This window comes from Pseudomonas sp. FSL R10-2189 (genome assembly GCF_009600325.1).
Lineage (GTDB): Bacteria > Pseudomonadota > Gammaproteobacteria > Pseudomonadales > Pseudomonadaceae > Aquipseudomonas > Aquipseudomonas helleri.
In genome coordinates, this window is the sequence record NZ_WIVZ01000012.1 from 1 (window position 1) to 23,853 (window position 23,853).

General features: G+C 60.1%; 20 protein-coding genes. 17 read left to right on the plus strand and 3 right to left on the minus strand.

Features of this window, described 5'->3' with window-relative positions:
- The 4 genes from GHO32_RS26460 to GHO32_RS11050 all read left to right on the plus strand — a co-directional run.
- Window positions 1-2,550: T6SS effector BTH_I2691 family protein (locus GHO32_RS26460; protein ID WP_178113873.1), on the plus strand; the 2,550-nt coding region annotated here is incomplete at its 5' end.
- 156 nt (window positions 2,551-2,706) lie between these two features.
- A complete protein-coding gene (locus GHO32_RS27195; RefSeq protein ID WP_368668451.1) occupies window positions 2,707-3,522 on the plus strand; it encodes a DUF6708 domain-containing protein in 816 nt (271 codons plus the stop codon).
- A gap of 221 nt (window positions 3,523-3,743) precedes the next feature.
- On the plus strand, window positions 3,744-4,394 hold the full coding sequence (locus tag GHO32_RS11045) for a DUF6708 domain-containing protein (RefSeq protein WP_323368910.1): 651 nt from the start codon (window positions 3,744-3,746) through the stop codon (window positions 4,392-4,394).
- A 221-nt stretch (window positions 4,395-4,615) separates the two neighbouring features.
- Window positions 4,616-5,266: a DUF6708 domain-containing protein gene (locus tag GHO32_RS11050; protein WP_371924570.1), complete on the plus strand. Its 651-nt coding sequence runs from the start codon at window positions 4,616-4,618 to the stop codon at window positions 5,264-5,266.
- Here GHO32_RS11050 and GHO32_RS11055 read toward each other — a convergent pair.
- Window positions 5,263-5,523, minus strand: a complete 261-nt coding sequence (locus tag GHO32_RS11055) for a hypothetical protein (protein ID WP_153335716.1) — start codon at window positions 5,521-5,523, stop codon at window positions 5,263-5,265. The genes GHO32_RS11050 and GHO32_RS11055 overlap by 4 nt on opposite strands.
- Window positions 5,524-5,668: 145 nt before the next feature.
- Between GHO32_RS11055 and GHO32_RS11060 the strand changes: the two genes are divergently transcribed.
- Both GHO32_RS11060 and GHO32_RS11065 read left to right on the plus strand, forming a co-directional pair.
- Window positions 5,669-6,379 carry a response regulator gene (locus GHO32_RS11060; protein ID WP_123749495.1) on the plus strand — a complete coding sequence of 237 codons (711 nt, stop codon included), beginning with the start codon at window positions 5,669-5,671 and terminating at the stop codon, window positions 6,377-6,379.
- Window positions 6,380-6,456: 77 nt separating this feature from the next.
- Window positions 6,457-7,728 carry a cell wall metabolism sensor histidine kinase WalK gene (locus GHO32_RS11065; protein WP_153335720.1) on the plus strand — a complete coding sequence of 424 codons (1,272 nt, stop codon included), beginning with the start codon at window positions 6,457-6,459 and terminating at the stop codon, window positions 7,726-7,728.
- On the opposite strand, the gene GHO32_RS11070 is transcribed toward GHO32_RS11065, so the two are convergent.
- Window positions 7,705-8,898: an MFS transporter gene (locus tag GHO32_RS11070; protein WP_153335715.1), complete on the minus strand. Its 1,194-nt coding sequence runs from the start codon at window positions 8,896-8,898 to the stop codon at window positions 7,705-7,707. The genes GHO32_RS11065 and GHO32_RS11070 overlap by 24 nt on opposite strands.
- Before the next feature lie 103 nt (window positions 8,899-9,001).
- On the opposite strand from GHO32_RS11070, the gene GHO32_RS11075 reads away from it, so the two are divergent.
- Window positions 9,002-9,877: a LysR substrate-binding domain-containing protein gene (locus GHO32_RS11075; RefSeq protein ID WP_153335714.1), complete on the plus strand. Its 876-nt coding sequence runs from the start codon at window positions 9,002-9,004 to the stop codon at window positions 9,875-9,877.
- A gap of 5 nt (window positions 9,878-9,882) precedes the next feature.
- On the opposite strand, the gene GHO32_RS11080 is transcribed toward GHO32_RS11075, so the two are convergent.
- Window positions 9,883-11,304, minus strand: coding sequence for an MFS transporter (locus GHO32_RS11080; RefSeq protein WP_153335713.1), 1,422 nt, complete (start codon window positions 11,302-11,304; stop codon window positions 9,883-9,885).
- A 119-nt stretch (window positions 11,305-11,423) separates the two neighbouring features.
- Here GHO32_RS11080 and GHO32_RS11085 point away from each other — a divergent pair, with 119 nt between their 5' ends.
- The 10 genes from GHO32_RS11085 to GHO32_RS11130 all read left to right on the plus strand — a co-directional run bounded on the left by GHO32_RS11085 (window position 11,424) and on the right by GHO32_RS11130 (window position 23,687).
- Window positions 11,424-12,338: a LysR family transcriptional regulator gene (locus GHO32_RS11085; protein ID WP_123749491.1), complete on the plus strand. Its 915-nt coding sequence runs from the start codon at window positions 11,424-11,426 to the stop codon at window positions 12,336-12,338.
- 400 nt (window positions 12,339-12,738) lie between these two features.
- Window positions 12,739-13,656, plus strand: a complete 918-nt coding sequence (locus GHO32_RS11090) for an ABC transporter substrate-binding protein (protein WP_048387459.1) — start codon at window positions 12,739-12,741, stop codon at window positions 13,654-13,656.
- Window positions 13,656-14,822 carry a phosphotransferase enzyme family protein gene (locus tag GHO32_RS11095; RefSeq protein WP_153335712.1) on the plus strand — a complete coding sequence of 389 codons (1,167 nt, stop codon included), beginning with the start codon at window positions 13,656-13,658 and terminating at the stop codon, window positions 14,820-14,822. Before GHO32_RS11090 ends, GHO32_RS11095 begins: the two co-directional genes overlap by 1 nt.
- Window positions 14,819-15,697, plus strand: a complete 879-nt coding sequence (locus tag GHO32_RS11100) for a sulfurtransferase (protein WP_153335711.1) — start codon at window positions 14,819-14,821, stop codon at window positions 15,695-15,697. Before GHO32_RS11095 ends, GHO32_RS11100 begins: the two co-directional genes overlap by 4 nt.
- A gap of 127 nt (window positions 15,698-15,824) precedes the next feature.
- Entirely contained in the window at window positions 15,825-18,047 is a 2,223-nt protein-coding gene (locus tag GHO32_RS11105) for a TonB-dependent siderophore receptor (protein ID WP_153335710.1), read from the plus strand.
- 48 nt (window positions 18,048-18,095) lie between these two features.
- Window positions 18,096-18,695, plus strand: a complete 600-nt coding sequence (gene pnuC / locus GHO32_RS11110; protein ID WP_048369167.1) for a nicotinamide riboside transporter PnuC — start codon at window positions 18,096-18,098, stop codon at window positions 18,693-18,695.
- Complete coding sequence (locus GHO32_RS11115) at window positions 18,685-19,413, plus strand: UTRA domain-containing protein (protein ID WP_153335709.1); 729 nt, start codon at window positions 18,685-18,687, stop codon at window positions 19,411-19,413. Before pnuC ends, GHO32_RS11115 begins: the two co-directional genes overlap by 11 nt.
- Before the next feature lie 369 nt (window positions 19,414-19,782).
- Window positions 19,783-21,267: an aldehyde dehydrogenase family protein gene (locus GHO32_RS11120; protein ID WP_153335708.1), complete on the plus strand. Its 1,485-nt coding sequence runs from the start codon at window positions 19,783-19,785 to the stop codon at window positions 21,265-21,267.
- Window positions 21,268-21,271: 4 nt separating this feature from the next.
- Entirely contained in the window at window positions 21,272-22,102 is an 831-nt protein-coding gene (locus GHO32_RS11125) for a shikimate dehydrogenase (RefSeq protein ID WP_153326407.1), read from the plus strand.
- Window positions 22,089-23,687, plus strand: a complete 1,599-nt coding sequence (locus GHO32_RS11130; protein WP_153335707.1) for a GMC family oxidoreductase — start codon at window positions 22,089-22,091, stop codon at window positions 23,685-23,687. The genes GHO32_RS11125 and GHO32_RS11130 overlap by 14 nt, the downstream gene beginning before the upstream one ends.
- Window positions 23,688-23,853: the final 166 nt, after the last annotated feature.

The following is a 23,853-nucleotide window of genomic DNA, read 5'->3' on the forward strand; positions in this document are numbered from 1 at the left end:
CAGGAATACAACGGCCTGCGTAATGGCTGGATCGAGACCCGACAGCAGTGGATGAGCGAGCCAGAGCGGGCCTACAAATACCAGACTTCTCAGTTGTTACTGGCTATCCGCGTCGTAAACCGCGAAACCGCTGACAATCAGACACCGCCAGCGATTGATCCTGTCAGTGGCGATGGACCACCGGACTTTTCCAGCCCCGAGGTACAACGCGAACGACTCGTACGGCAAAGAACCCTGAGCGCCGATGAGGCGCTGGAAGAGCGTTACGACGAACAAGCCCGCGCGCTGTTTCAGCGACTTTATGAAGAGGCGTTGGCTAACTACCAGCGCTATATCGATCAGAGCGCACACGCCTACGTTGCCGCCTGCCGCTCACAGCAGTTTGTACGAATCGAGCAACATGACTACGACGGGGCCAATCGCCCGTCAGGGCTGGCCTACTGTCAAACCATGGCACGCTGCCTGGAGGGCGGCATCAGCGAGGCGCCGCCCCCGCAAGACAAAGACTCACACACCCAAAACCCTCCTGCAGACACCGGCCCCACGGCATCACTGTGGAGCGATTGGCTTAAAAATCCGCAAAGCCCGGTCTATCGCGCCCTCTTAGTCCGTGACAAAAAACTGTTGGCAGACCTGCTGCCCAGCTTTAACGCTGAGACAGATGAGAGTGAGTGGAACGACACTGAAAAGCTCTATTCCACGATTGTCGCACTCATCGGCAGCGACGAGTTCAAACACTCTGTTCGCCCTCATCTGCAACTGGCCATGGCGCAACTTCTGGGGGCTCTCAACAGCGCGGCGGCCCGCTTGCAACCGGCACTCAGCCCGGCTGTGGCGCGCGTTGTGTCGCGTCTTAACAGTGCCGTACAACTGCTCTATAACGGCGTGCATCTGACCCAGCTCAAAGTGACGATGACTCTGGGTCAGTACTACGCCCTGCAATCCGAATACCTGCGCAGCCTGCAACAAAAAGCCGCTGATGCCATCGACCGCACCTGGGACAGCGCGAAAGACAAGCTGGGCGAGATCGACCATGAGGCCCGCCAAGCGCGCAAACAGGTACGCCCGATCATCCAGAACGGCCTGCTCAGCCTGGCGGTATTGCACCCCAAAATAGCTGACCATACCGTGACCATCAGCGTTTGGGTCGAAGGTAAAGTCACCGAACTGCAAGACAGCCTGATGCGCCAGGCCAACCTGGGCGTGGATCATCTGGGCCGAAGCGCACACGCCTTGCTGGTGAACGTCACCGTCGGTTTGGGCACCCTCGACCCGCAAACGCGCAAGCTGCTGCAAGGCCTCAAAGTATCAACCCAACAAGCGGCGCACTGGGTGCGCACCGGCTTTACCGGGCTGCGCGGTGTCGCCACCAGCAGCGAACTGCTGCTGGCCATTGGCGGCCTCTACTTTGCCAGCGACTCATTGAAGAAGAACATTGAAGAAGCGGAAAAGGCCATTGGGGATAAATCCGATGAGGCCAGGTTGGCGCTGTACGGGAGTAGTTTGGGGGTGTTGGGTGGCGGGGTTGAGATTGTGGGCATTGCACTGGAAAAAGGAGCGGAGCAGGCGCAAAAGATCGGCGGATTATCTGCCCGGGCATCCGCAGCCGCCAAAGCGACGGCACACGCTGGCAACATTGTTATAAGGGTTGGGGGCAGTATCAGTGCTGTGTCGGGTCTTTATGATGCGACTCAAGCGGGGTTTGCTGCTAGTCGTAGTTTGAAGGGGGGGGATACATCCGCTTCAAATCTATACCGCGCCGCTGCAGTGGTCTCAGGAGCCGGTGCTGTGGCTGGTATTTGGGCTGCTGTAGGTTCTAGCGCGCTGCTTGGTCCACTTGGGGTGGCGATACTGCTCAGCCTGTCCGGATACGCATTCCTCAAATGGGCCGAAGGGCAGGAATCAACACCTCTCGAGCGCTGGGCCCGCCGCTGCTACTTCGGTTATCACAATGAAACACCACCCATTCATTGGAACAAACCTGAACATGCCGCCCAAGCCGTTGCCGAACTCAACGCCGCGACCATGGGTATTCAGGCGGGCGTCAACTTCAGCTTGCGACTCGTCGAAACCGACTCACCCGGCAACATGGGCAAGAGCTCGGCAATCCTCAGGCGACAATTGGAATATCGCCTAGTCCTGCCGCTCTTCGATGCCGAGCGTTCGGCGTATCGCTGGTCACTTACGGTCCATCGCCACGGCGATGGTGCGGCCGATCAGCACTTGGGCGGTGAAGTCGTGGCGCAAGGCAATTTGAACCCGCCCGAACTGGCGACGCCGGCGAGCAAGCGTCAAACAGCACTGGCCGCACCCAAACTGCCAAAAAAACCGGATTACCAGGCCAGCAGCACCACACCCACCCTGAATATTCGGACAGTTACGTCCGCCGATGCCCGCACGCTGCAAATAAAAGACATCAAAGGCGCGATTGAGCTGCTGCCCGATAGCCGTCGACACAACATCGAAGCGGCCACTTTGTCCCTGACCTACTGGCCAAATCGCGACATTCTCGATGCCTATGCGGAACTCACCTTAATGGATCACCAGTAAACCACATGGCCTGTCTGCTGTTAGTGCGCTTATTGCGTATCTGTCCTACGGCAAACTTTGCTGAAAACCATTAACACTGAACTTGACCATTTACTGCTGGCACCTCCTCGAAAGATCGAAGAGGTAGATGGCACTTACCTGAACTGGAAAGTACACATGTTATTTAAAACGCCTTTACTCGATAAACCGGCTCCGGGCTGGAAGCGAGATTTACCGGGGCCAAACGAGCCTCCATCCATAGAGCCTTACCCGCCAGTACTCACTAATCCACCCAATCATATTGACGATGTGTACCTTGAGTTGGCCCGCGCCACGGTAAGAACTCGGGGCGCTGGTGCTTGGTTAGCTCCTTTTCTTCTTTTGATTTCATTGATCCCCCCGGCTACGTGGATCGACTCTATCGCAAGCGGAGCTTCCTTCCCCTCACTTGCCATCAGTGTGGCTCTTTTGTTCGCCTCCATTGCACCTCTATGGCTAGGTATTTACATCTGGAGAATGGACACCTCAGCCCCTCGCGACGAACCCATCCGTTTCAACCGCGCCCGAGGCAAGGTCTATGTCTACCGCTTCCGTCATAACGGCCTCAAGCCCTTCAGCCGTAGCGCTTGGGGAGCACGCCCCGAAGTGTTTGACTGGGACAATCTGCACGCCGAGGCCTGCAGTATTTATGGAGCCATGGGCAGCGGCGGACTGATCGAAACGGTCACCTTGGCTGTGCTGGAGCCCGGCACCCGCAAGGTGATTGATCGCTTTCATTTCGCCCATGAACTGCAGCAAGGTGAAATGTACTGGGCCATGGCCCAGCTTTTTATGCAGCAAGGCCCGCAAGCGCTGCCCTTGTTCCCGCGTCCGCCCCGTGACTGGAACAACGAAAAAAAACGCTTCAACCTCGCCCGCCGCCTCGCGCCCAAAGTGCACTGGCCAGAGGCTATCGACCTGGAGTCACGCTCGGCGCCGTCGATGCACGGTTAACCCTCATATTTCGTTCGCCCTGTGGCTGCCTGCTCACTCCGAACTGGAACGTACTTATGCTATTAAAAACACCTCTACTCGATAAACCGGCTCCGGGTTGGAAGCGTGATTTACCGGGTCCCAACGAGCCTCCATCCATAGAGCCTTACCCGCCAGTACTTACTAATCCACCCAATCATATTGACGATGTGTACCTTGAGTTGGCGCGCGCCACGATGAGGATGCGTGGGGTAGGCGTTTGGCTAGCTCCTTTTAATTTCCTGCTGTCCATAGCTTTCCCGGCCATTCTGATTGTGTATGCAGTCACACAACATAGAGCGCCTTCGCTATCTCTAGTCTTAGTTGGCCTGTGCGGGTGTATTACAGCCCTATGGGCGGGCATGTACTTCTGGAAAATGGACACTGAAGCCCCACGCGACGAGCCCATCCGTTTCAACCGCGCCCGACGCAAGGTCTATGTCTACCGCTTCCGTCACAACGGCCTCAAGCCCTTCAGCCGCAGCGCCTGGGGGGCACGCCCTGAAGTGTATGACTGGGACAATCTGCACGCCGAAGCCTGCAGCATTTATGGCGCCATGGGCAGCGGCGGCTCGACCCAGACAGTCACGCTGGCAGTACTGGAGCCCGGTACTCATAAGGTAGTCGACCGTTTTCACTTCGCCCACGATATCCAGCAAGGTGAAATGTACTGGGCCATGGCCCAGCTCTTTATGCAGCAAGGCCCGCAAGCGCTGCCCTCGTTCCCGCGCCCGCCCCGTGACTGGAACAACGAAAAAATACGCTTCAACCTCGCCCGCCGTCTCGCGCCCAAAGTGCACTGGCCAGAGGCTATCGACCTGGAGTCACGCTCGGCGCCGTCGATGCACGGCTAACCCTCATATTTCGTTCGCCCTGTGGCTGCCTGCTCACTGAGAACTGGAACGTACTTATGCTATTTAAAACACCTCTACTCGATAAACCGGCTCCGGGCTGGAAGCGTGATTTACCTGGGCCAAACGAGCCTCCATCCATAGAGCCTTACCCGCCAGTACTCACTAATCCACCCAATCATGTTGATGATGTGTACCTTGAGTTGGCGCGCGCCACGATGAGGATGCGTGGAGTTGGTGTATGTATTGCTCCTTTTTTTTTCTTACTCTCAACCATCGCACCAATCTTTTTGATCTCAGACATATTCAAACTTGAAAGCACACCGCCTCTAGTTCCAAGCATCCTCTTATTAATAGCTTTTGCTGTCGCTCTATGGTCGGGTATCTACATCTGGCGAATGGACACTTCAGCCCCACGCGACGAACCCATCCGCTTCAACCGCGCCCGAGGCAAGGTCTATGTCTACCGCTTCCGTCACAACGGCCTCAAACCCTTCAGCCGCAGCGCCTGGGGGGCACACCCTGAAGTGTATGACTGGGACAATCTGCACGCCGAGGCCTGCAGCATTTATGGCGCGATGGGGAGCGGTGGTCTGATTGAGACGGTCACTCTGGCCGTTCTGGAGCCTGGCACCCGCAAGGTGATTGATCGCTTTCATTTCGCCCATGAGCTGCAGCAAGGTGAAATGTACTGGGCCATGGCCCAGCTCTTTATGCAGCAAGGCCCGCGAGCGCTGCCGTCGTTCCCGCGCCCGCCCCGTGACTGGAACAACGAAAAAATACGCTTCAACCTCGCCCGCCGCCTCGCGCCCAAAGTGCACTGGCCAGAGGCTATCGACCTGGAGTCACGCTCGGCGCCGCCAGACGAGGGCTAGCCCCCGTCCTGACCCTGACTTACGGTCAGCGCTTCACCCTGCGACATCATCCATTTGAGCAGTGCGCTTACCGGCACCCGATGAGTGCGCTCAACCCAGTGCACGTCGTCGAGGCTGTAATGCTCAATGTAGCGAGTGAGCACGATTTCATCCCGATCATCCGACAGGCACAGGCTGGTTTCACTGCATTGCAGGGTGGCGGTGTCACTTTTTACCAGGCGTTGCTCCAGCAGCATGGGCGAATTATCAGCAGACATGGCACACCTTCTCGATCGCGGGAGGTCGATGCTCGCACCCGCGTTTTGCGCGTGTATGTCTGCTTTGTTGCCACGTTGAAATATATGACGGGGCGCGCTGAATAGTTTTAGATATGAATTCTTACAGAACTTAAGTGATGCGCCGGTGAGCAGTCTGTTGATCGTAGACGATGACCTTGAGGTCCTTGCACTACTGAAAAAATTCTTTGAGCAGCACGGCTATTCGGTGCAGGTCGCCATCGATGGCGCGGCGCTGTGGGCGGCCGTAGCGATCCAGCCACCCGACTTGATCATTCTTGACTTGATGTTGCCCGGAGAAAATGGTCTGGCCCTGTGCCAACGCCTGCGCCAGCAGTATTCCACGCCCGTTATCATGCTGACCGCCATGGGCGAGCTGAGTGACCGGGTGGTTGGCCTGGAAATGGGGGCCGACGATTACCTGAGCAAACCTTTTGACGCCCGCGAGCTTCTGGCCCGGGTGCGTGCGGTGCTGCGCCGGGCGGCCGACAGCCAGCCGGTGACCGGCGAAGTGCCGCGGCCAATCCTTGTTTTTGCCAATTGGCAACTGGACCTCACGCGCCGCGAGTTACGCTCTCCGCAGCAAGTAATGATCCCGCTGTCGGCAGGCGAGTTTGATTTGCTGCTGGTTTTTCTGGAGCACCCGCAGCGCATTTTGACCCGTGAAGTGTTGCTGGACCTGGCCCGTGGCCCTGCCCACGAAGCGTTTGATCGCAGCATCGACGTTCAGGTCAGCCGCTTGCGGCGCAAGCTGGAGTTCGACAGCAACGGGGTAGAGATGATTCGTACGGTACGCAACGTCGGCTACCTGTTCACACTCGGCGTGGTTCGTAAGTGAAGCGCTGGTTGTCAGGCTGGAGCCTGCGCAGGCACGACACCCTCACGCGCTGGATCGCCCTGACCACGCTTGCCGCCATGCTCACAGCGCTGGCCTTCAATGCCCTGTTTACCCAACTGGCAGGTGTTTGGGCTTACCCGCCCTTGAGCGAAATAGGCTTGCTCGAACGTACCGCGTTAACCACTCATATGATCGAAGCCTCGCCCCCTGAGTTGCGTGCGCATCTGGCCGCCACGGCGAGTAACGCCAAGTCCACCGTCAGTTGGCACGCCACGCATCAAGAAATGCACTTGCCAGTGCTCCATGATGATCTGCGTCGAACCGTCACGCCCGAGGGCAGGCAACTGTTGGGCAAGCCTGAACAGCAACTGGAGGTCTACAACCCCGATGATTGGCCGCAGGGACACGGCTATTACGCCTTGGTCGTGCAGTTGTCAGATGGCTCCTGGTTGATGTTCAGCGCAGCAGCGCGCAGTTGGGGGTTGGGGGAGTGGCAGCGCAACTTGATCCTGATCGTCCTGGTGCTGATCTCTACCGTGCTGGTCGCGCTGATTGCGACGCGTCATCTGGCCAAACCGTTGCGCCATTTTGCCGAAGGTGCCCGGCGTTTCGGTGCAGACTTTGGCGCTCCGCCGATTGAGCCGGTCGGGCCCATAGAAATCCGCCAGGTGATCGTTGCGTTCAATGCCATGCAGGGGCAATTGCAGCATTTCATCAACGACCGTACGCAAATGCTGGCGGCCATTTCCCATGACTTGCGCACGCCGCTGACACGCATGCGTCTGCGCGGCGAGTTCATCGAAGACCCCGAGCAACAGCAGCGGCTGTTTCGCGACGTCGACGAGATGCAGGCCATGATCAATGCCAGCCTGGAGTTCTTTCGCGACGACGCCCGCCTTGAGCAGGCGACTTCATTTGATCTGGCAGAACTGCTGCGAACCCTGACGGACGACTACCGCGATCAGTCCATCGACATCGCGATCAGCAGCCCGCAGCATCTGGTCTTTTTTGGTCGGCCCATGGGCATCAAGCGGGTGGTGGGCAACCTGCTGGACAACGCCGTCAAATACGCTCAAGAACCGACGATTGAACTGAGCGCAGACGACCAGCAGGTGACCCTGCTGGTACTTGACCGAGGCCCGGGGATTGCACCTGAGAGCCAGGAACAGGTGTTCGCACCGTTCTTTCGCCTTGAAGGTTCGCGCAATAAAAACACCGGCGGCGTGGGCTTGGGCTTGTCGGCCGCCAGAGCGATTGTGTTGGGGCAGGGCGGCACACTAACCCTCTGCAATCGCCCTGACGGCGGGCTCGAAGTGAAAGTGCTGCTACCGGTTTTGAACGGCAAATAACAAGGCCGCCACCAGCGCGCACACGGCGCAGAGTGCCCAAAGCGCTCCCCATCCCCACTGGCTCACGGCGGCAGACGCAACGAGGGGCGCGAGGAACAAACCGAGGAAGGCGCCGCTGTTGCCCATGGCGATGGCGGTGCCTGAGCGTTGGGCCCCGGCAAGGGTGGCCAGTTCGGCGTAGGCCACACCGTGCCAGATCGACACCAGCGTACCGGCAACGATCAACACGACGGGCAGCACAACGCTGGCCAATGAAGAAGGGACTGGCAGTACGCCGCTGGCGATGCTCAGCCCCAGGAACGCTGCGGCGCTGAACAAGGCGCAGGCTTTTAGAAAGGTCGGGCGGTTATTGCGTTGATCGGTCCAGTGGCCGCTCCACAAACGGCCGACAATGGCCCCCGCCTGGATCACCGCCAGCGCCAACGAAGCCGTCGCCACGCTCAGGCCGACGCCATCGTGGAAGAACACCACGGCATAGGTCACCAGAGTGAATTGCGGTGCGCAGAGCAGGCTGATGGCGAGCACGGCGCGCCATACGTTCAGGTCCCGCAGCGGGCTGACACGCTGGAGCGCAGGCTTGGCCTGGGCGATTTCTGGCTCATGAATCCAGCACCAGACCAGGCCGCTGCACAGCAGGCACAACACTGCGGCAGCTGCAAATACCGCGCTGAACCCATAGGTGTGGGCGAGCCAGGGTAAAACGATTGCGCCCAATGCGTAACCACTGGGCACGGCGGTTTGCCGAATGCTCATGGCCAGCCCGCGTTCGCGCTCCTGAAACCACAGCATGATCGCCCGACCACTGGCGCCGTTGACGCTGCTGCCCAACACGCCGGTGGCGAACAGCCCAAGACACAATCCCAGCGCGGTGGGGGCATGCCCGGCAAAAGCCGCGAGCAAGAGTAAGGACAGTGCAGCGCTCAACAAGCCTGTCAGCAGCACAGGGCGGTCGCCCCAGCGGTCGGTCAGCAAACCCCAGGGGATTTCACTCACGGCAATGCCGAGCCCGAGAATACCCAGTGCCAGCCCCAGTTCACTGTTCGACAACTGATAGCTGCTGCGCAGATACACCGCCGTGGCCGGTACACCGCCGACCACGCAGGAAAAACTGACGTTCGCGCCAACTCCCGCAGCCAGTACTTTCCAGCGATGTTGTTGATTGAGTGGCATTGACGCTCTCCCGTTGGGTGACTTGTGAGCGGCCAGCGTCCCATGCCATGATCGTGCGCAAAATCAATTAATTTTTAAAATAATCCCGAAAAGCAGGATGATTATGCGGCCAGTCAGTTTCGACCTTGATGTGTTGCGCAGCTTTGTCTGCGGGGTTGAGTCCGGCAGCTTTGCGGCAGCGGCGGACAAGCTGGCGCGCTCGACATCGGCCATCAGCGCCCAGATGAAAAAGCTCGAGGCCCAAGTGGGTGCGCCGTTGCTGCGCAAGGCGGGCAGGGGGCTTGAGTTGACTCAGGCGGGCGAGCAATTGCTGGACTATGCGCGGCGCTTGCTGAGCCTGAATGACGAAGCGCTGTTTGCGGTTTCAGAGGCGTCCCTGCAAGGTTGGGTGCGATTCGGCCTGCAAGAAGATTTGAGCGGTTTTCTGCCCTCGGTGCTGGGGCAATTTACCCGTGCCCATCCGCAGGTTCGGGTCGAGGCGCAAATTGCCCGCAATGCCGATTTGCTCAGCCGCCTGGAGTCCGGTGCGCTGGACATGGCAGTGGTGTGGGGCGAGGTCGCCCGGCGCAGTGAAACCATCGCCCGTTTGCCCATGCGCTGGATCGGCTCCGAACAGCAGTCGCTCGCCTGGAGAGCCCATTCAGCGGAGCCTCTGCCGCTGATCATGTTTGACACCCCTTGCCCGTTCCACACGGCGGGCACCGAGGCGCTGAGCCGTCAAGGCATCGACTGGCGCGTGGCGTTCACCAGCTCCAGTTTGCCCGGCCTGGCAGCCGCCACCCAGGCAGGTCTGGGCTACACCATCAGAACCCGCCTGGGCTTGCAAGCCGGCACCTGCGTGCTCGATGAGCAGCCCCTCGGATTGCCGGAACTGCCGAGCATCGCCTTGACCTTGCGCTATCAGCAGGCGGAAAGATCCGTGGCTGTTGAGCGCTTGTCACGCATCGTTTTGCAGGCAATCAAGCAGCAGCTGGAGTGAGTGTTCTACTCACCAGACCGCGTCTGCGCTGGCGCAGTCATGTCCGGTCGACGGCTCAAGGCCAGCACTGCCAGCCCTCCTGCTAGTGAAACACCGACCAGCAAGCCCATCGCCGCCTGAAAACCCGACAAAAAAACCGTCTGTGTCCACACATCTGCGGACGATGTGGCCGAGGTATACAGCGCCGTGGCAATCGTCACGCCCAGCGCGCCGCCCAGGTTATGCAAGGTCCATGACGTGCCCATCGCGACTGCGCCCAGTTGCTCTGGCACCGAAGACAAGGCCGCCATGGTCGAAGGGCCGAGCATGCATCCCCAACCGATGCCCATACTGGCAAATGCCAGCAACACCGTGGACAGATCACTGTTCAGGGTAAAACGCGACTGAATCAGCGCCGACAGCGCCAGAAACAGCAGGCCCGCAATCAACACCGGCGTGGTGGTGTAGCGATCAACCAGTCGTCCGGCGAGCGGGGATACTGCAGCCATCACCAAGGTAGTCGGCAGGAGCATCCAGCCAATGCCCGCGTTGTCCTGCCCGCGGATAAAACCTAGATACAACGGCATGAGAAAAAACGCCGCGCAGTAAAAAAACGCCAGGCAAAACGTCGCAATACTGGCCGCTATAAAGCGCCGGTTAGTAAAAATCCCGAGGTTTACCAACGGTTGTTCAGCCCTTAGCTCGATGCGAATAAACAGGGCCAGCAGCACCGCCGTGCCCCCCGCCAGCAGCAGCGTCTGAACAGACCCCCAGCCCCATTCACCGGCATGGCTGATCAACAGCAGCAGGCCGGGGATGCCCAGCATGAGCAGGAGCAAGCCGGGTATGTCGAGCTTTTGCGTCGTTGCAGGTGGGCGCGAGGCTTGCAACTGCCCCAGACACAGCGCAAAGGCGAGCACGATCAAGGGCACATTGAGCAAAAACACCGAGCGCCAGCCCCATGCCGCCACCAGTAACCCGCCGGCAACCGGGCCCGCTGCCAGCCCCAGGCCATTGGCGGCAAACAGAAGCCCCAGGGCCATGCCGCGCTGCCGGGGCGCGAACGCATCGGCCACCAGGCTGGCCGAGGTGGTGTAGAGCACGGCGCAGGACAGCCCTTGCACAAAGCGCCAGGCAATCAGCATGCCGATTGAAGTCGACAAGCCAGCACCCAATGACGCCAGGGCAAATACCAGCATGCCGGTATACAGCGCGCCACGGCGGCCATACAGATCCGCCAGCCTCCCGGCTGCGACCATGAATGAACAGAGCGCCATGACAAACATCGTCACCACCCATTGGCTTTGATCGATGCTCGCATTCAACTCGGTTTGAATCGCCGGTATCGCGGTGTTGACGATGGTGAAGTCGATACAGCCCAGAAAGCTGGCAATGGAAATGCCCCCCAACGCCAGCCAGCGGCTGTGGGTTTTGATAGCAGAAGACATGGCAGACAAGACTCGTGCAAAAGTAATTTGCGTATTTTATCTGTGAGGTTTAATCCGCAGTTCAGCTATAAATACCAAGCTCTCAGGACTAGAAGTCTCAAATAGAAAAGGCCTCAGCCATGGTTTCAGTAGAAGGATTGACCGGTATTCAAGCGTTCGTCGCGGCTGTGCAAACCGGCAGTTTCAGTGGCGCTGCCCGCCAATTGGGGCAGACACCTTCGGGCATTGGCAAAGCGGTGTCGCGTCTTGAGCAACGGCTGGACGCGCGACTGCTGCACCGCACCACCCGCAGCCTGTCGCTGACGGATGAAGGGCTGGCGTTTTATGACAGCTGCGTGCTGGCGCTGGAGGAATTACAGCGCGCGCAGTCCTCTTTAAGTGAGCGTCGTCGCGTGCCTTCCGGGCGATTGCGCGTGGCTGTTCCGGTCTTGCTGGGGCGCTACTGGATTGCGCCGTTGCTCTTGAAATTGGCAGCGCAGTACCCGGCACTTGAACTTGAAATGGTCTTCTCCAGCCGCGCGGTGGACTTTGCCGAAGAGGGTTACGACCTGGCGGTTCGCATTGGCACGCTGGAAGACAGCACCACCTTGGCGGCCAGACATATAGGCAGCCAAAGCCTGGTGGTATGTGCGTCACCGGCCTATTTGCAGGCGCATGGTCAGCCGCAATCTCCCGCAGACCTGGCCAGCCATGCCTGCATCGGAACGCTGCGCAACGGGCGTGTCGAGGGCTGGCATTTTAGCGGCTTGCCGGGCCGCACGAGCCTGTTGCAACTACCTGCGCGATTGCGTCTGGGGGATATGGAAGCCGTTGCAGCTGCGGCTCTCAACGGCCACGGAGTGGCACAGTTGCCCGGTTGGTTGGTCGATGCACAGATCAAGACGGGTGCCTTGGTGGCGTTGTTGCAAGCGTATCAGGCACCGGGTTTGCCGATTCATGCGGTATGGCCAGCGTCCCCGGCGATGACCGCTCGGGTTCGCATCGTCATAGACCTGCTGCGCGAGTCACCGCTGCCGGGTCGAGCGCCTGTATGAGTACCAGGCGCGCCTCAACCCCCCGAGCTGCCGCCCCGTGTTCGACGCCGCGCTGCCGCACATCAAACAGGCCATCGAATATCTTCAGCATCCCCCAATCGGTGCCCTCTCCTTCGGGAGAGGGCTAGGGTGAGGGGGCTGTTAGATCAAGATCAAAAGATCGCGAGCAAGCTCGCTCCTACAGGGCCTTAGGAGTCCATAAGTTATTTTATTTTTGATAAGAGCGAGCTTGCCTCGCGATCTTTTGATCTTGATCCCGCGCATCCATCGCAGCACGACACCAAAACAGCTATATCCATAGCAAAAAACGATATTGGTATAGACCAGATTTCACCTTTATAAATCGCCTACTCAAAAAACAGCGCCCTTCACCGTTGAGTGGCAGGGCAGGAGCGCGGTAATGATTGGCGTACGCGTAATGCTCGAATATTTCCACCCCTGGCCGAACTCAGCCGGGCTTTATCTGGCCCGTGAAAAGGGTTGGTACAGCGACGCCGGTCTGGACGTCGAACTGGTGGTGCATGACCCATGGCGTGGCGACACGCTGGATCACTTGCTTGGCAAAGCCGTGCACTTCGGTCTGTTCCCCAGCAACCGCTTGTTGGTGCGTCGCGCCTTGGGCCAGCCATTGCGCGGCATTGCGGCGATCAACCATCGCGGCCTGGAGTCGATTCAAACCCTCACCGATTCGGGCATTACCCGGCCCCGTGATCTGGCCGGGCGCCGCCTGGCGTTGAACCCGACCCCACGCGGTCTGGCCATGGTGCGTCACCTGGTGGCAGCCGATGGCGGCGATCCGGATGCGGTCATCATCGTCGACAGCGGCGTGCGCGAACTGCGCCCCGAAGAGTTGGCCGCCGGTGCCGCCGATGCCAGTTTTGGCGGTTACTGGGCCTGGGAAGCGTTGATGGCCAGCCCGGTTGCCGAAGAGCGTCGCGTGGTGTGGCCGGTGGATGACATCGGTGCCCCGGCGTATCACAGCTATTTGCTCGGCGCTCACGAAGACACCCTGGCCGCGGACCCTGAATTGACCCGCGCCTTCCTGGCCGTCACCGCTCGCGGTTATCTGGCCGCCGCGCAAGACCCGCTGAGCGCGTTGCAGGCTTACGAACTCGCCACACCGTATTTCCCCCGTGAACTGCTCGCGCAGTCTTTGCAGCACATCGCCCCGACCTGGCTGCACCAGGGCCGTTGGGGTGAGCAGCGTGAAAGCCTGCTGCAACCTTATGCCCAGTGGCTGCATGAGCATCAGGTGCTGAACGACGCGGATGCCTGGCGTGGTGCAACCACCAATGCCTACCTGCCGGAGACGCTCTGATGGCAGACGCGCGCAGCAGTGCCCATGGCGTGGGGCTGGAGCCGGTACAAGCCGACTGGCCAGCGATTGACGATGCGGCGATTGAGCAACTGCTCAGTCATTACCCGGCGGTCGGCAGCCTGCGTGAAGTCAACTGGCACAGCCCGCGTCCTTTTTCGGCGGCCTGCCTGATCACCACCAGTGAGCAGCCGCTGTTTGTCAAACGTCATCACCGCTCGGTGCGTGAGCCGGAGTGGTTGCGCGAAGAGCATCGCTTTATGGCCCATCTGCGTGGCAACGGCGCGCCGGTGGCCCAGGTGCTGAGCAGTGCTGAGGGCGATACGGCCATTGCCTTTGGCGAGTGGACGTATGAAGTGCACCAGATCGCTGCCGGGCAAGACCTCTATCGTGAGGCGCTGTCGTGGACGCCGTTTCAGGCGTATCAACATGCCTGGGCAGCCGGGCAGAGCCTGGCCCGTTTGCATGACGCTGCCAGCGGTTTTACTGCGCCGCCGCGTCAGGCGCCGGTGCTGTTGGCCAACTTCCGTCTGTTCAGCCAACCCGACCCGATTGCGGCCATTGAAGCGGCCTGCGTGAATGATCCGGCATTGGCGGCGTACTTGAGCCAGCGCGATTGGCGTGCTGACCTGCAAAGCCTGCACCTGCCTTTTCATCAGCAGTTGTATCCGTTGCTCGCTACGCAACAGCCCTTGTGGACCCACAACGACTGGCATGCCTCCAATTTGCTCTGGGATACCACGCAGCCAGACAGCCAGGTCAGCAGCGTGCTGGATTTTGGTTTGGCCGATCAGACCTTTGCCTTGTTCGATCTGGCCACGGCTGTGGAGCGCAACAGCATTCCCTGGCTGGACCTGGACATCGGCGGCAGCGCTGCCGCCTCGCTGGAGTCCGTCGACGCTATCTTGCAGGGCTACCACAGCGTACGGCCCTTGTCGGCCCAGGACTTGCTGACCCTGGCGGCCTTGCTGCCGTTGGTGCACACCGATTTTGCGTTGTCAGAAGTCGCCTATTACCAGGGCATCGTCGGTTCCGAGGCCAATGCCACGGTGGCTTACGAGGCTTACTTGATCGGCCACACGCGCTGGTTTAACGGCGCAGAAGGTCAACGCCTGCTGGCCCATCTGCACGATTTGGCCGCCCGCGCCGAAGAGGGTGAGCAACCATGAGCGACGCCGCGAACAGCCCGTTGATCAGCCCGCAGGCCCTGCATGCGGCGTTGAACGACCCGGATCTGTTGATCATTGACGCCACGGTTGAACTGCCTGCACCGCGTTTTGATGGCGACTATCAAGTGCGCAGCGGTCGCGATGGCTGGCTGCAGGCACACATTCCGGGGGCGTTGCATGCCGACTTGTACGGCGCTCTGGCAGATCAGCAAGCGTCGTTCAGTTTTGCCTTGCCGGGCATTGCGCAGTTGGCGGACGGCTTGACGCAACTGGGCATCAGCCCGCAAAGGCGGGTGGTGATCTACGACCGTAATGACGGATTCTGGGCGGCGCGGCTGTGGTGGATGCTGCGCAGTGTCGGCCTGTACAGCCAGGTGCTGGACGGCGGTTTCAGGGCCTGGCAGCGCGCTGGTTTGCCCGAGCAGAGCGGGGCGCAGGTGTCGCAGCCAAGCCAGTGGCTGCCAGCCTTTGTCGAAGGCTTGTGGATCGACCGTGCAGGCGTTGAGGCCGTGCTCGCCGGGGAGCGCTCCGCGACCCTGGTCTGCGCCTTGTCTGCCGGTTTGTTCGAGGGCAGCGCCGTGACCCGTTATGCCCGTCGCGGGCATATTCCGGGCAGCCTCAATGTGCCAGCCCGCAGTGTGTTCGATGACCACGGTCGCTACCTCGAACCCCATGCTTTGCGTGAGGTGCTGGCGCCGCTGTTGCAGGCCACGGCACCCGTGGTGGTGTACTGCGGCGGCGGTATTTCTGCCGCCGCGCAGGCCCTGGCCCTTACATTAGTCGGTCGCTGCGACGTCTATATCTACGACGGTTCCCTCCAGGAATGGACCGCCGACCCGCGCTTGCCAATGACCACCGGAGCAGCTCCGGCCTGACGTCCACGGGCCTTCGGGCACTGGCCAATCAATCCAAGTAGTACCGGGGCTTTGCAGTTCTGGCGCGTTTGCGGCACCGTGCCTGGCAAATAGCGCCGGTGACGGCGGTGCCCGTTAAGGAGCTTTCATGGTCATGTTGTATCGAACTGCCGAGTTATCCCTCCCTCGGTTTTCGCCAAATCTGTTACGCGCAGGCATGTTGATGGCCTGTGGCGTGGGTACGACCTTGCTGCCCGCCGGGGCATGGGCCGACAGCCCGGCGGCTTCATCCAATAGCGTTCAACTGGATGCCGTAACCGTAGTCGGCGAGCACGACAGCGGTTATCAGGCCACCTCCGCCTCGGTCGGCGGCTTTGACTCGGCGCCGCTGCTCGACACGCCCGCAGCAATCAGCGTGATCACCGATCAGCAGATCAAGGATCAGCAAGCGCGCCTGCTCAGCGAAGTGCTGCGCAATGACGCCTCCGTGGGCGAAAGCTATGCGCCGATTGGTTATTACGAAAACTTTGATGTGCGCGGCTTCTCTTTGAATTCGGCCAGCAGTTACAAGATCAATGGCCGTACCATCACCGGCGAGCAAAACGTCGGCCTGGAAAACAAGCAGCAGGTCGAAGTGCTGAAAGGCCTGGCGGGCCTGCAAAGTGGCGTGTCCGAGCCTGGCGGCCTTGTTAACTACGTGACCAAACGCCCGGAAAATGTGCACTCGGTGACGGTATCGACCACCGATCAGGGCGGCAGTTATCTGGCGACTGATTTGGGTGGCTGGTTCGGCAGCGAGCAGCAGGTGGGTATCCGCACCAACCTGGCCCATGAAGACATCCATTCCTATGTCGACCATGCCGACGGCAAGCGCGATTTTGCCTCGCTGGCGCTGGACTGGAACATCGACCCCAACAGCACGTTGCAATTGAATGCCGAGTACCAGCGCCGTCAACAGCGCTCGGTGCCGGGTTATCAGTTGCTGGGCGGCACTGAGCTGCCTCATCACGTCAACCCTCACGATCTGCTGGCTTATCAAAGCTGGTCGAAGCCGGTGACCATCAACTCGCTGAACATGGACGGCTTGTACGAGTACCGCTTCAACGAGAACTGGAAAGCCAGCTTCAGCGCTTCGCGCAGCCGGGTGGTGATTGATGACTACAGCACCTTCGCCTGGGGCTGCTATGGCTCGGCCAGTTGCGCCGACGCCGCCGTGCCGAACACCTTCAGCCCAGAAGGCAACTACGACATTTATGACTACCGCAACCCCGATGACACGCGGCGCAATGATGAGGCGCAACTGGCACTCAGCGGCCAGTTCGACACCGGTTCGCTCAAGCATGAACTGACGGTGGGCAGCAGCGCATTTCGCCGGGTGCTCGACAGCCGCCCTGAGTTCAACCAGATGATCGGTTCTGGCACGATTGGCACCACCCCTGAACCACTGGAGCCGTATGACGGCACCCCGGGCCACACTTACCGCCATCTCGACAGCCGCCAATACGGCGTGTTCGTGACCGACCGCATCAGTTTCAACGAGCAGTGGCAAACCGTGCTCGGCGGGCGGCAGATTCACCTCGACGAAAAAGCCTATGACAGCGACGGGTCGACCAATCGACATACCCAACGCTCGGAGTTTTTGCCGCAAGCGGCTTTGATCTACAAGCCATGGCTGGATACCTCGGTGTACCTCAGCTACAGCAAGGGTTTGTCACTGGGCGGCCAGGCGGCCTGGTTCAGCACCAATGCCAGTGAAATCCTCGCGCCCACCACCTCGCGCCAAATCGAGCTGGGGGTCAAGCACGACTGGCAAAACCTGAGCCTGACTGCCGCGCTGTTCCAGATCAGCCAGGACTACCAGTACAACAAGCCCAACGGCGACGGCAGCTTCACCTTCGTGCAGCAGGGCAAGCAGAAAAACACCGGGATCGAGTTATCGGCCAATGGCTACGTGAGCACTAACCTGCAAATCGCCGCCAGTGTTGCCGCCATCCGCGCCCGGGTCAGCGACAGCGGCACCGACGCCTATGACGGGCATCAAGCCATCAACGTCCCGAAGCTGCGCGCCAGCCTGCACGCTGACTACAGCATCCCGGGGGTGCCAGGGTTAGCCTTGCTGGGCGGTGGGCAATACAGCGCCAGCAAATATGCCAATCAGCAGGGTAGCGTCAAAGCCGCCGGTTACACCGTGTTCGATGTCGGCAGCCGCTACAGCACCCGCATCGAAGGCTACGACACGGTGTTTCGCCTGACGGTCGACAACCTGTTCGACAAACGCTACTGGCGTGACGTGGGTGCCTACATGGGCGACGACTACGTATTCCAGGGTGCGCCGCGAACCGCGCGTTTGTCCGCCACGGTGAACTTCTGATTCGGGCAGCACCCCTGCGTGCTGCACCACTTTATTGAGGGCGCAAGAATGTCAAATCTGGAAATCGTCGCCGTGCTGATCAATGTCCTCGGGGTCTGGCTAACCACCCAGCGCATCCGCTGGTGCTGGCCGGTCAGTGTCGTGGCCGTGTTGTTGTATGCGTGGATTTTTTTCGACGCCAAGTTGTATTCCGACACCTTGCTGCAAATCATCTTTGCCTTTCTGCAAGGTTACGGCTGGTGGCGCTGGAGCCAGGGCGGGCTGGATCACGGCAAAGTGCACGTGGCGCGGCTGCCATTACGCGATGCCGTACTGGGCGCGATTGCCGGTGTCATCGGCACCGTGTTGCTAGGCGGCCTGATGTCCAGTTTTACCGATGCCGCTGTGCCGTGGCTGGACGCTTCATTGACCGCGTTCAGCCTGGTCGCCAGCGTCTGGGCGGCCCGAAAATACGTGGCCAGCTGGGCGTTATGGATAGCCCTGGACGTTGTCTACGTGGGCATGTACTTGAGCAAAGACCTGCAACTGACGGCAGGCCTGTATGCCGGGTTTGTGCTGTTGGCGTTCTATGGCTACCGTAGCTGGAAGCGTGACCTGCTGAGCCAGGAAGCGCAGACCCAAGCCCGTGGATGTGCCAATGCCATTTGATCCTGTGTCTCCTCATTACTTGCGTATTCGTGACGAAATTGCCGCTGACGTCGCCAGCGGGACGCCCCAGGCTGACCACAAATTTCCGTCCGAACGTGAGATGGCCGAGCGTTTTGGCTGCACCCGCGTGACATTGCGCCAAGCGTTGCAGCAGCTCGAAGCCGAAGGGGTGGTGTACCGGGAAAACCGCCGGGGCTGGTTCGTCAGCCCCCAACGCATTCGCTACGACCCGACCCGCATCACCGGCTTTATGGACTACGTTGCCGCCCAAGGGCGTACGCCATTAACCGAATGCCTGCACGCCGAACTGCGCCCGGCGGGCAGTTGGCTGGCACGGCGGATGGGCTTGGCATCGGCTGACGAACCGGTGTTTTATTTGCAACGGCGGCGCTGGGTAGATCGGCGTCCGGTGCTTCTGGAATTCAACGCACTGGTCGCCAGTTGGTGCCCGGGGTTACTTGATGCCGACCTCAACACCTCTCTGACCACGGTGCTGAGAGAGCGTTTTGGCCGTGTCCAGTCGCGCTGCGAACTGGCCATGCACACCGGCACCGTGGACGAGCATCAGGCCGAGCTGCTGCAACTCAGTGTCGGTTCCAGCAGCTTGTACCTCGAACGCCTGAACTTTGGTGAAGTCGGCCAGCCGGTTGAGTTTGACCAGGAATTCTGGCGCCCGGACGCCTTGTCCGTGGTCATGGAAACCCGGTATCCGGGTTAACCGTAAACAGGCTTCTGTAGGAGCGAGCTTGCCTCTCGATCTTTTGATCTTGATCTAAGTGCCCCCTCACCACGCCTCTCCCGAAGGAGAGGGAACCGATTGGGGGATGCTGAAGATATTCGCTGGCCTGTTTGTTGCGCGACAGCGCGGCGTCGAAGACGGTGGCAGCAAACCAATAGCCCTGTGCCGTCCTGGCACAGCGGGTATGAACCCCCGTCATAGCCAATTCATAGACGCTGTCCGGCCTTCAGCGTATGTTTTTGCCATCACCTTCTTAGTAGCGATTGACTGCACTTTCCAGGGTATTTCGCCCCCTAAAAGCTGGCGCCCTGCGTCATGGTCAAGGCGTTCGGCTGTCCTCAAGGCCGCATGTTCATAGTGAACCTGGAACGTGTTTATTCCCTCGCTGGAGCACTACGCGTGAATAAAAACTATATAGGCGGAGAGTGGGTTAGCGGCGTTGATGTGAACCTGAACATCAATCCGTCAGACACCAACGATGTAATCGGCGAGTATGCGCGGGCTGATACCACGCAGGCGCAAGCGGCGGTTGAAGCAGCGTTTGATGCGCAGGCCGCATGGGCAAAATTTACCGCAGAACAACGCAGTGACGCGCTGGACCGTATCGGCAGCGAGGTCCTCGCGCGTCGCGAAGAACTCGGGCGTTTGCTGGCCCGTGAAGAAGGGAAAACCCTCGGCGAAGGCGTCGGGGAAGTGGTGCGGGCCGGGCGCGTGTTCAAATTTTTCGCCGGTGAAGCCTTGCGAATGTCAGGTGAGCGTTTGCCTTCCATTCGCCCTGGCGTCGAGGTCGATGTACGCCGTGAGCCTGAAGGGGTGATCGGGATCATCACGCCGTGGAACTTCCCCATGGCGATCCCTGCGTGGAAGATCGCCCCCGCATTGGCGTTCGGCAATACCGTGGTCTTCAAACCCGCAGATCTGGTGCCGGGCAGTGCCTGGGCGCTGGCCGAAATCATTGTGCGGGCCGGGGCGCTGCCGGCCGGTGTGTTTAACCTGGTCATGGGGCCGGGTTCGAAAGTGGGTGACGTCTTGGCCCATTCGCGCAAAGTGCGCGCGGTGACCTTTACCGGCTCAACCTTCACCGGCCGCCAGGTGGGCGTGGCCTGCATGGAAAGGGGCGCCAAGGTGCAATTGGAAATGGGCGGTAAAAACCCGCTGGTGATTCTGGATGACGCCGATTTGCAGCAAGCCGTGGAAGTCGCGGTGTCCGGTTCGTATTTCTCGACCGGCCAGCGCTGTACCGCTTCCAGCCGCTTGATCGTGCAAGACGGCATCCACGACCGCTTTGTCGAGGCCGTGAAACAACGGCTCGCCGGGCTGCGGGTCGACCATGCGCTGGCCGACGGCTGCGACATGGGCCCGGTGGTGTCCCAGGCGCAACTCAAGCAGGACTGCGAGTACATCGACATTGCGTGCAGTGAAGGCGGCAATCTGGTCTTTGGCGGCGAACGGCTGGAACGCGCAACACCGGGCTTTTACTTGTCCCCGGCGCTGATTACCGAGACCACCAACGACATGCGCATCAACCGCGAAGAAGTCTTTGGTCCGGTGGCCAGCGTGATTCGGGTCAAGGATTACGAGCAGGCCGTTGAGTTGGCCAACGACACTGATTTCGGCTTGTCCTCAGGCATCTGCACCACCTCGCTGAAATACGCCGCTGACTTCAAGCAGCGTTCCGGCGCGGGCATGGTGATGGTCAATGTGGCCACCGCAGGCGTCGACTATCACGCCCCGTTTGGCGGCCGAAAGGCCTCCAGTTACGGCACACGAGAGCAGGGCAGCTATGCCCGTGAATTCTATACAGGCGTAAAAACCGCCTACACCCTGGCCTGAAGCAATGACTGACATCACTCAAATAAGCGGCACCACACGGGTGTTCGCCATCCTTGCCGACCCGATCCACCACGTGCAGACCCCGCAGGCCATGAACCGGCTGTTTTCCTCGATGGGGCTGGACCAGGTGCTCGTGCCGTTTCATGTGTCGCCGTCCGACCTTGAACGGGTAGTCAACGGCCTGCGCGGTATCAAGAGCCTTGACGGTTTTATCGTCACGGTGCCACACAAAACCGCCATTGTTGATCTGTGCGACAGCGTTTCCGAGGCCGCGCGCCTGGTGGGTGCGGTGAACGTTGTGACCCGTACCTGCGACGGCAAATTGCACGGTGAAATTCTCGATGGCGAAGGCTTTGTCAGCGGCTTGCGCCAGGCGGGCATCGAACTTGAAGGCCGCGCGGTGTACCTGGCGGGCGCAGGCGGTGCGGCCAATGCCATCGCTTTTGCCCTGGCAGCCTCCGGGATTGGCTGGCTGACCATCGCCAACCGCAGTCGCGAGAAAGCCACGTCGCTGGTTGACCGTCTCGCCAAGGCGTTTCCTGATCTGCAAGTCACGGTCGGAACCTCCGACCCTTCAGGCTACGACCTGGTGGTCAACGGTACGTCACTGGGGCTTAAGGAGGGCGACCCGCTGCCGTGTGACGTCACGCTGCTCACGGCCGATCAAGTGGTTGCCGAGATCATCATGAAACCTGTCATCACCCCATTATTGGCGGCGGCGCAAAAAGTTGGCTGCCGGATCCACGAAGGGCTGCCTATGCTGCTCTGTCAGATTGAGTTGATGGCAGCAGCGATGTCGTCGAGCAAGAAAGAGTCCTGTCATGAGTGCGTTTGATTACATCATCGTCGGCGGCGGCACCGCAGGCTGCATTCTCGCCAACCGTTTGACTGCCTCCGGCAAGTACCGTGTCCTGGTGCTGGAAGCCGGGGGTGAACCCAAGGGTTTCTGGATTCCGATTCCGGCAGGCTTCAGCAAACTGCTGGTCGACAAACGCTATAACTGGCGTTTCAAGACCCAGGCCGAAGAGAACACCCAAGGCCGCGAAATTGCCGTGCCGCGCGGCAAAGGCCTCGGCGGCTCGACCTTGATCAACGGCATGATCTACGTGCGCGGTCAGCCGGGTGATTACGACGCCTGGGAGGCCGCTGGCGCCAAGGGCTGGAACTTCACCACCCTCAAACCATACTTCAAGAAAATCGAAAACTACCCGCTGGGCGATCATCGCCGCGGTCATGATGGCCCGATGCACCTCAGCCAGGTGTCTGAGCGCTATCCCATTGCCGATGCGTTCATGCTGGCGGCCAAGCAAGACAATCAGCCGTTCAACAGTGACTACAACAATGATCAGCAGACCGGTTTCGGCTACTACCAGGTGGTCCAGCACAAAGGGCGGCGCTGGAGCGTGGTTGACGGTTACCTGAATCCGGCCCGGCGCAGGCCCAACCTGACCATTGAAACCCATGCCCATGTGTTGCGCCTGGAGCTCAAGGGCAATCGCTGCACGGGCATCACTTACCGCCAGAATGGCCGGGAAATCACTGTCAACGCGTTACAGGACGTGATCCTCTGTGCCGGGGCGATCCAGTCGCCACAGATCCTTGAGTTGTCCGGGATCGGTCGCCCGGATGTCCTCGAAAAAGTCGGCATCGCGGTCAAGCACCGGCTGGACGGGGTCGGTGAAAACTACATCGATCACTTTGCCACCCGCCTGAACTGGAAACTCAAAAACGCGATCACCCTCAACCAAATGGCCCGTGGCTGGCGTTTGGGCATGGCGGTGTTCGAGTACTTCACCCAGCACACCGGGATTCTGACCCTGGGTACCGGGCTGGTGCACGGGTTTGTCAAAAGCCAGGCGCAGATGCCAACCCCGGACGTGCAGTACTTTGTGGTGCACGCCAGCTACGCCAACGCGGCCGAGCGGATTCTCGACAAGCACCCGGGCATGACCATCGGGGTTAGCCAGTTGCGGCCAAAGTCCAAGGGCAGCATCCATATCCAGTCAGCCGACCCCCAGATTATGCCGGCCATTCGGCCAAACTTCTTGAGCGTCGAAGAAGACCGCCAAAGCCTGATCGAGGGCATGAAAATCGCCCGGCGGATCATGCAGCGGCCTGCCATGCAAGCCTTTGTCGAGCTGGAAACCGGACCGGGTATTGACGTGCAGACCGATGAACAATGGCTTGAGTTTGCCCAACGCAACGGCCAGACAATCTATCACCCCATCGCCACCTGCCGCATGGGCGAAGATGCCGATGCCGTGGTCGACTCGTCCCTGCGGGTGCGGGGCATGACGGGGTTGCGCGTGGTCGATGCTTCGGTGATTCCGTCAATGGTCTCCGGCAACATCCAGGGCGCGGTCATGGCCGTGGCAGAGCGCGGTGCGGACCTGATTCTGGAAGCGGCTTCGCTGCATTGAAAAGCGTCACCCAACGGTAGGAGCGAGCTTGCCTCGCGATATGTTGATCTTGATCTAAGAGCCCCCTCACCCTAGCCCTCTCCCGAAGGAGAGGGAACCGATTGGGGGATGCTGAAGATATTTGGTGGCCTGTTTGCTGCGCGACAGCGCGGCGTCGAAGACGGGG

Coding starts and splice junctions, on each gene's coding strand:
- pnuC (WP_048369167.1), top strand. CDS start 18,096: ATGTCAAATCTGGAAATCGTCGCCGTGCTGATCAATGTCCTCGGGGTC.
- GHO32_RS11090 (WP_048387459.1), top strand. CDS start 12,739: ATGATTGGCGTACGCGTAATGCTCGAATATTTCCACCCCTGGCCGAAC.
- GHO32_RS11080 (WP_153335713.1), bottom strand. CDS start 11,304: ATGTCTTCTGCTATCAAAACCCACAGCCGCTGGCTGGCGTTGGGGGGC.
- GHO32_RS11045 (WP_323368910.1), top strand. CDS start 3,744: ATGCGTGGGGTAGGCGTTTGGCTAGCTCCTTTTAATTTCCTGCTGTCC.
- GHO32_RS11055 (WP_153335716.1), bottom strand. CDS start 5,523: ATGTCTGCTGATAATTCGCCCATGCTGCTGGAGCAACGCCTGGTAAAA.
- GHO32_RS11070 (WP_153335715.1), bottom strand. CDS start 8,898: ATGCCACTCAATCAACAACATCGCTGGAAAGTACTGGCTGCGGGAGTT.
- GHO32_RS11125 (WP_153326407.1), top strand. CDS start 21,272: ATGACTGACATCACTCAAATAAGCGGCACCACACGGGTGTTCGCCATC.
- GHO32_RS11100 (WP_153335711.1), top strand. CDS start 14,819: ATGAGCGACGCCGCGAACAGCCCGTTGATCAGCCCGCAGGCCCTGCAT.
- GHO32_RS11115 (WP_153335709.1), top strand. CDS start 18,685: ATGCCATTTGATCCTGTGTCTCCTCATTACTTGCGTATTCGTGACGAA.
- GHO32_RS11085 (WP_123749491.1), top strand. CDS start 11,424: ATGGTTTCAGTAGAAGGATTGACCGGTATTCAAGCGTTCGTCGCGGCT.
- GHO32_RS11105 (WP_153335710.1), top strand. CDS start 15,825: ATGGTCATGTTGTATCGAACTGCCGAGTTATCCCTCCCTCGGTTTTCG.
- GHO32_RS11075 (WP_153335714.1), top strand. CDS start 9,002: ATGCGGCCAGTCAGTTTCGACCTTGATGTGTTGCGCAGCTTTGTCTGC.
- GHO32_RS11095 (WP_153335712.1), top strand. CDS start 13,656: ATGGCAGACGCGCGCAGCAGTGCCCATGGCGTGGGGCTGGAGCCGGTA.
- GHO32_RS27195 (WP_368668451.1), top strand. CDS start 2,707: ATGTTATTTAAAACGCCTTTACTCGATAAACCGGCTCCGGGCTGGAAG.
- GHO32_RS11050 (WP_371924570.1), top strand. CDS start 4,616: ATGCGTGGAGTTGGTGTATGTATTGCTCCTTTTTTTTTCTTACTCTCA.
- GHO32_RS11130 (WP_153335707.1), top strand. CDS start 22,089: ATGAGTGCGTTTGATTACATCATCGTCGGCGGCGGCACCGCAGGCTGC.
- GHO32_RS11065 (WP_153335720.1), top strand. CDS start 6,457: ATGCTCACAGCGCTGGCCTTCAATGCCCTGTTTACCCAACTGGCAGGT.
- GHO32_RS11120 (WP_153335708.1), top strand. CDS start 19,783: ATGTTCATAGTGAACCTGGAACGTGTTTATTCCCTCGCTGGAGCACTA.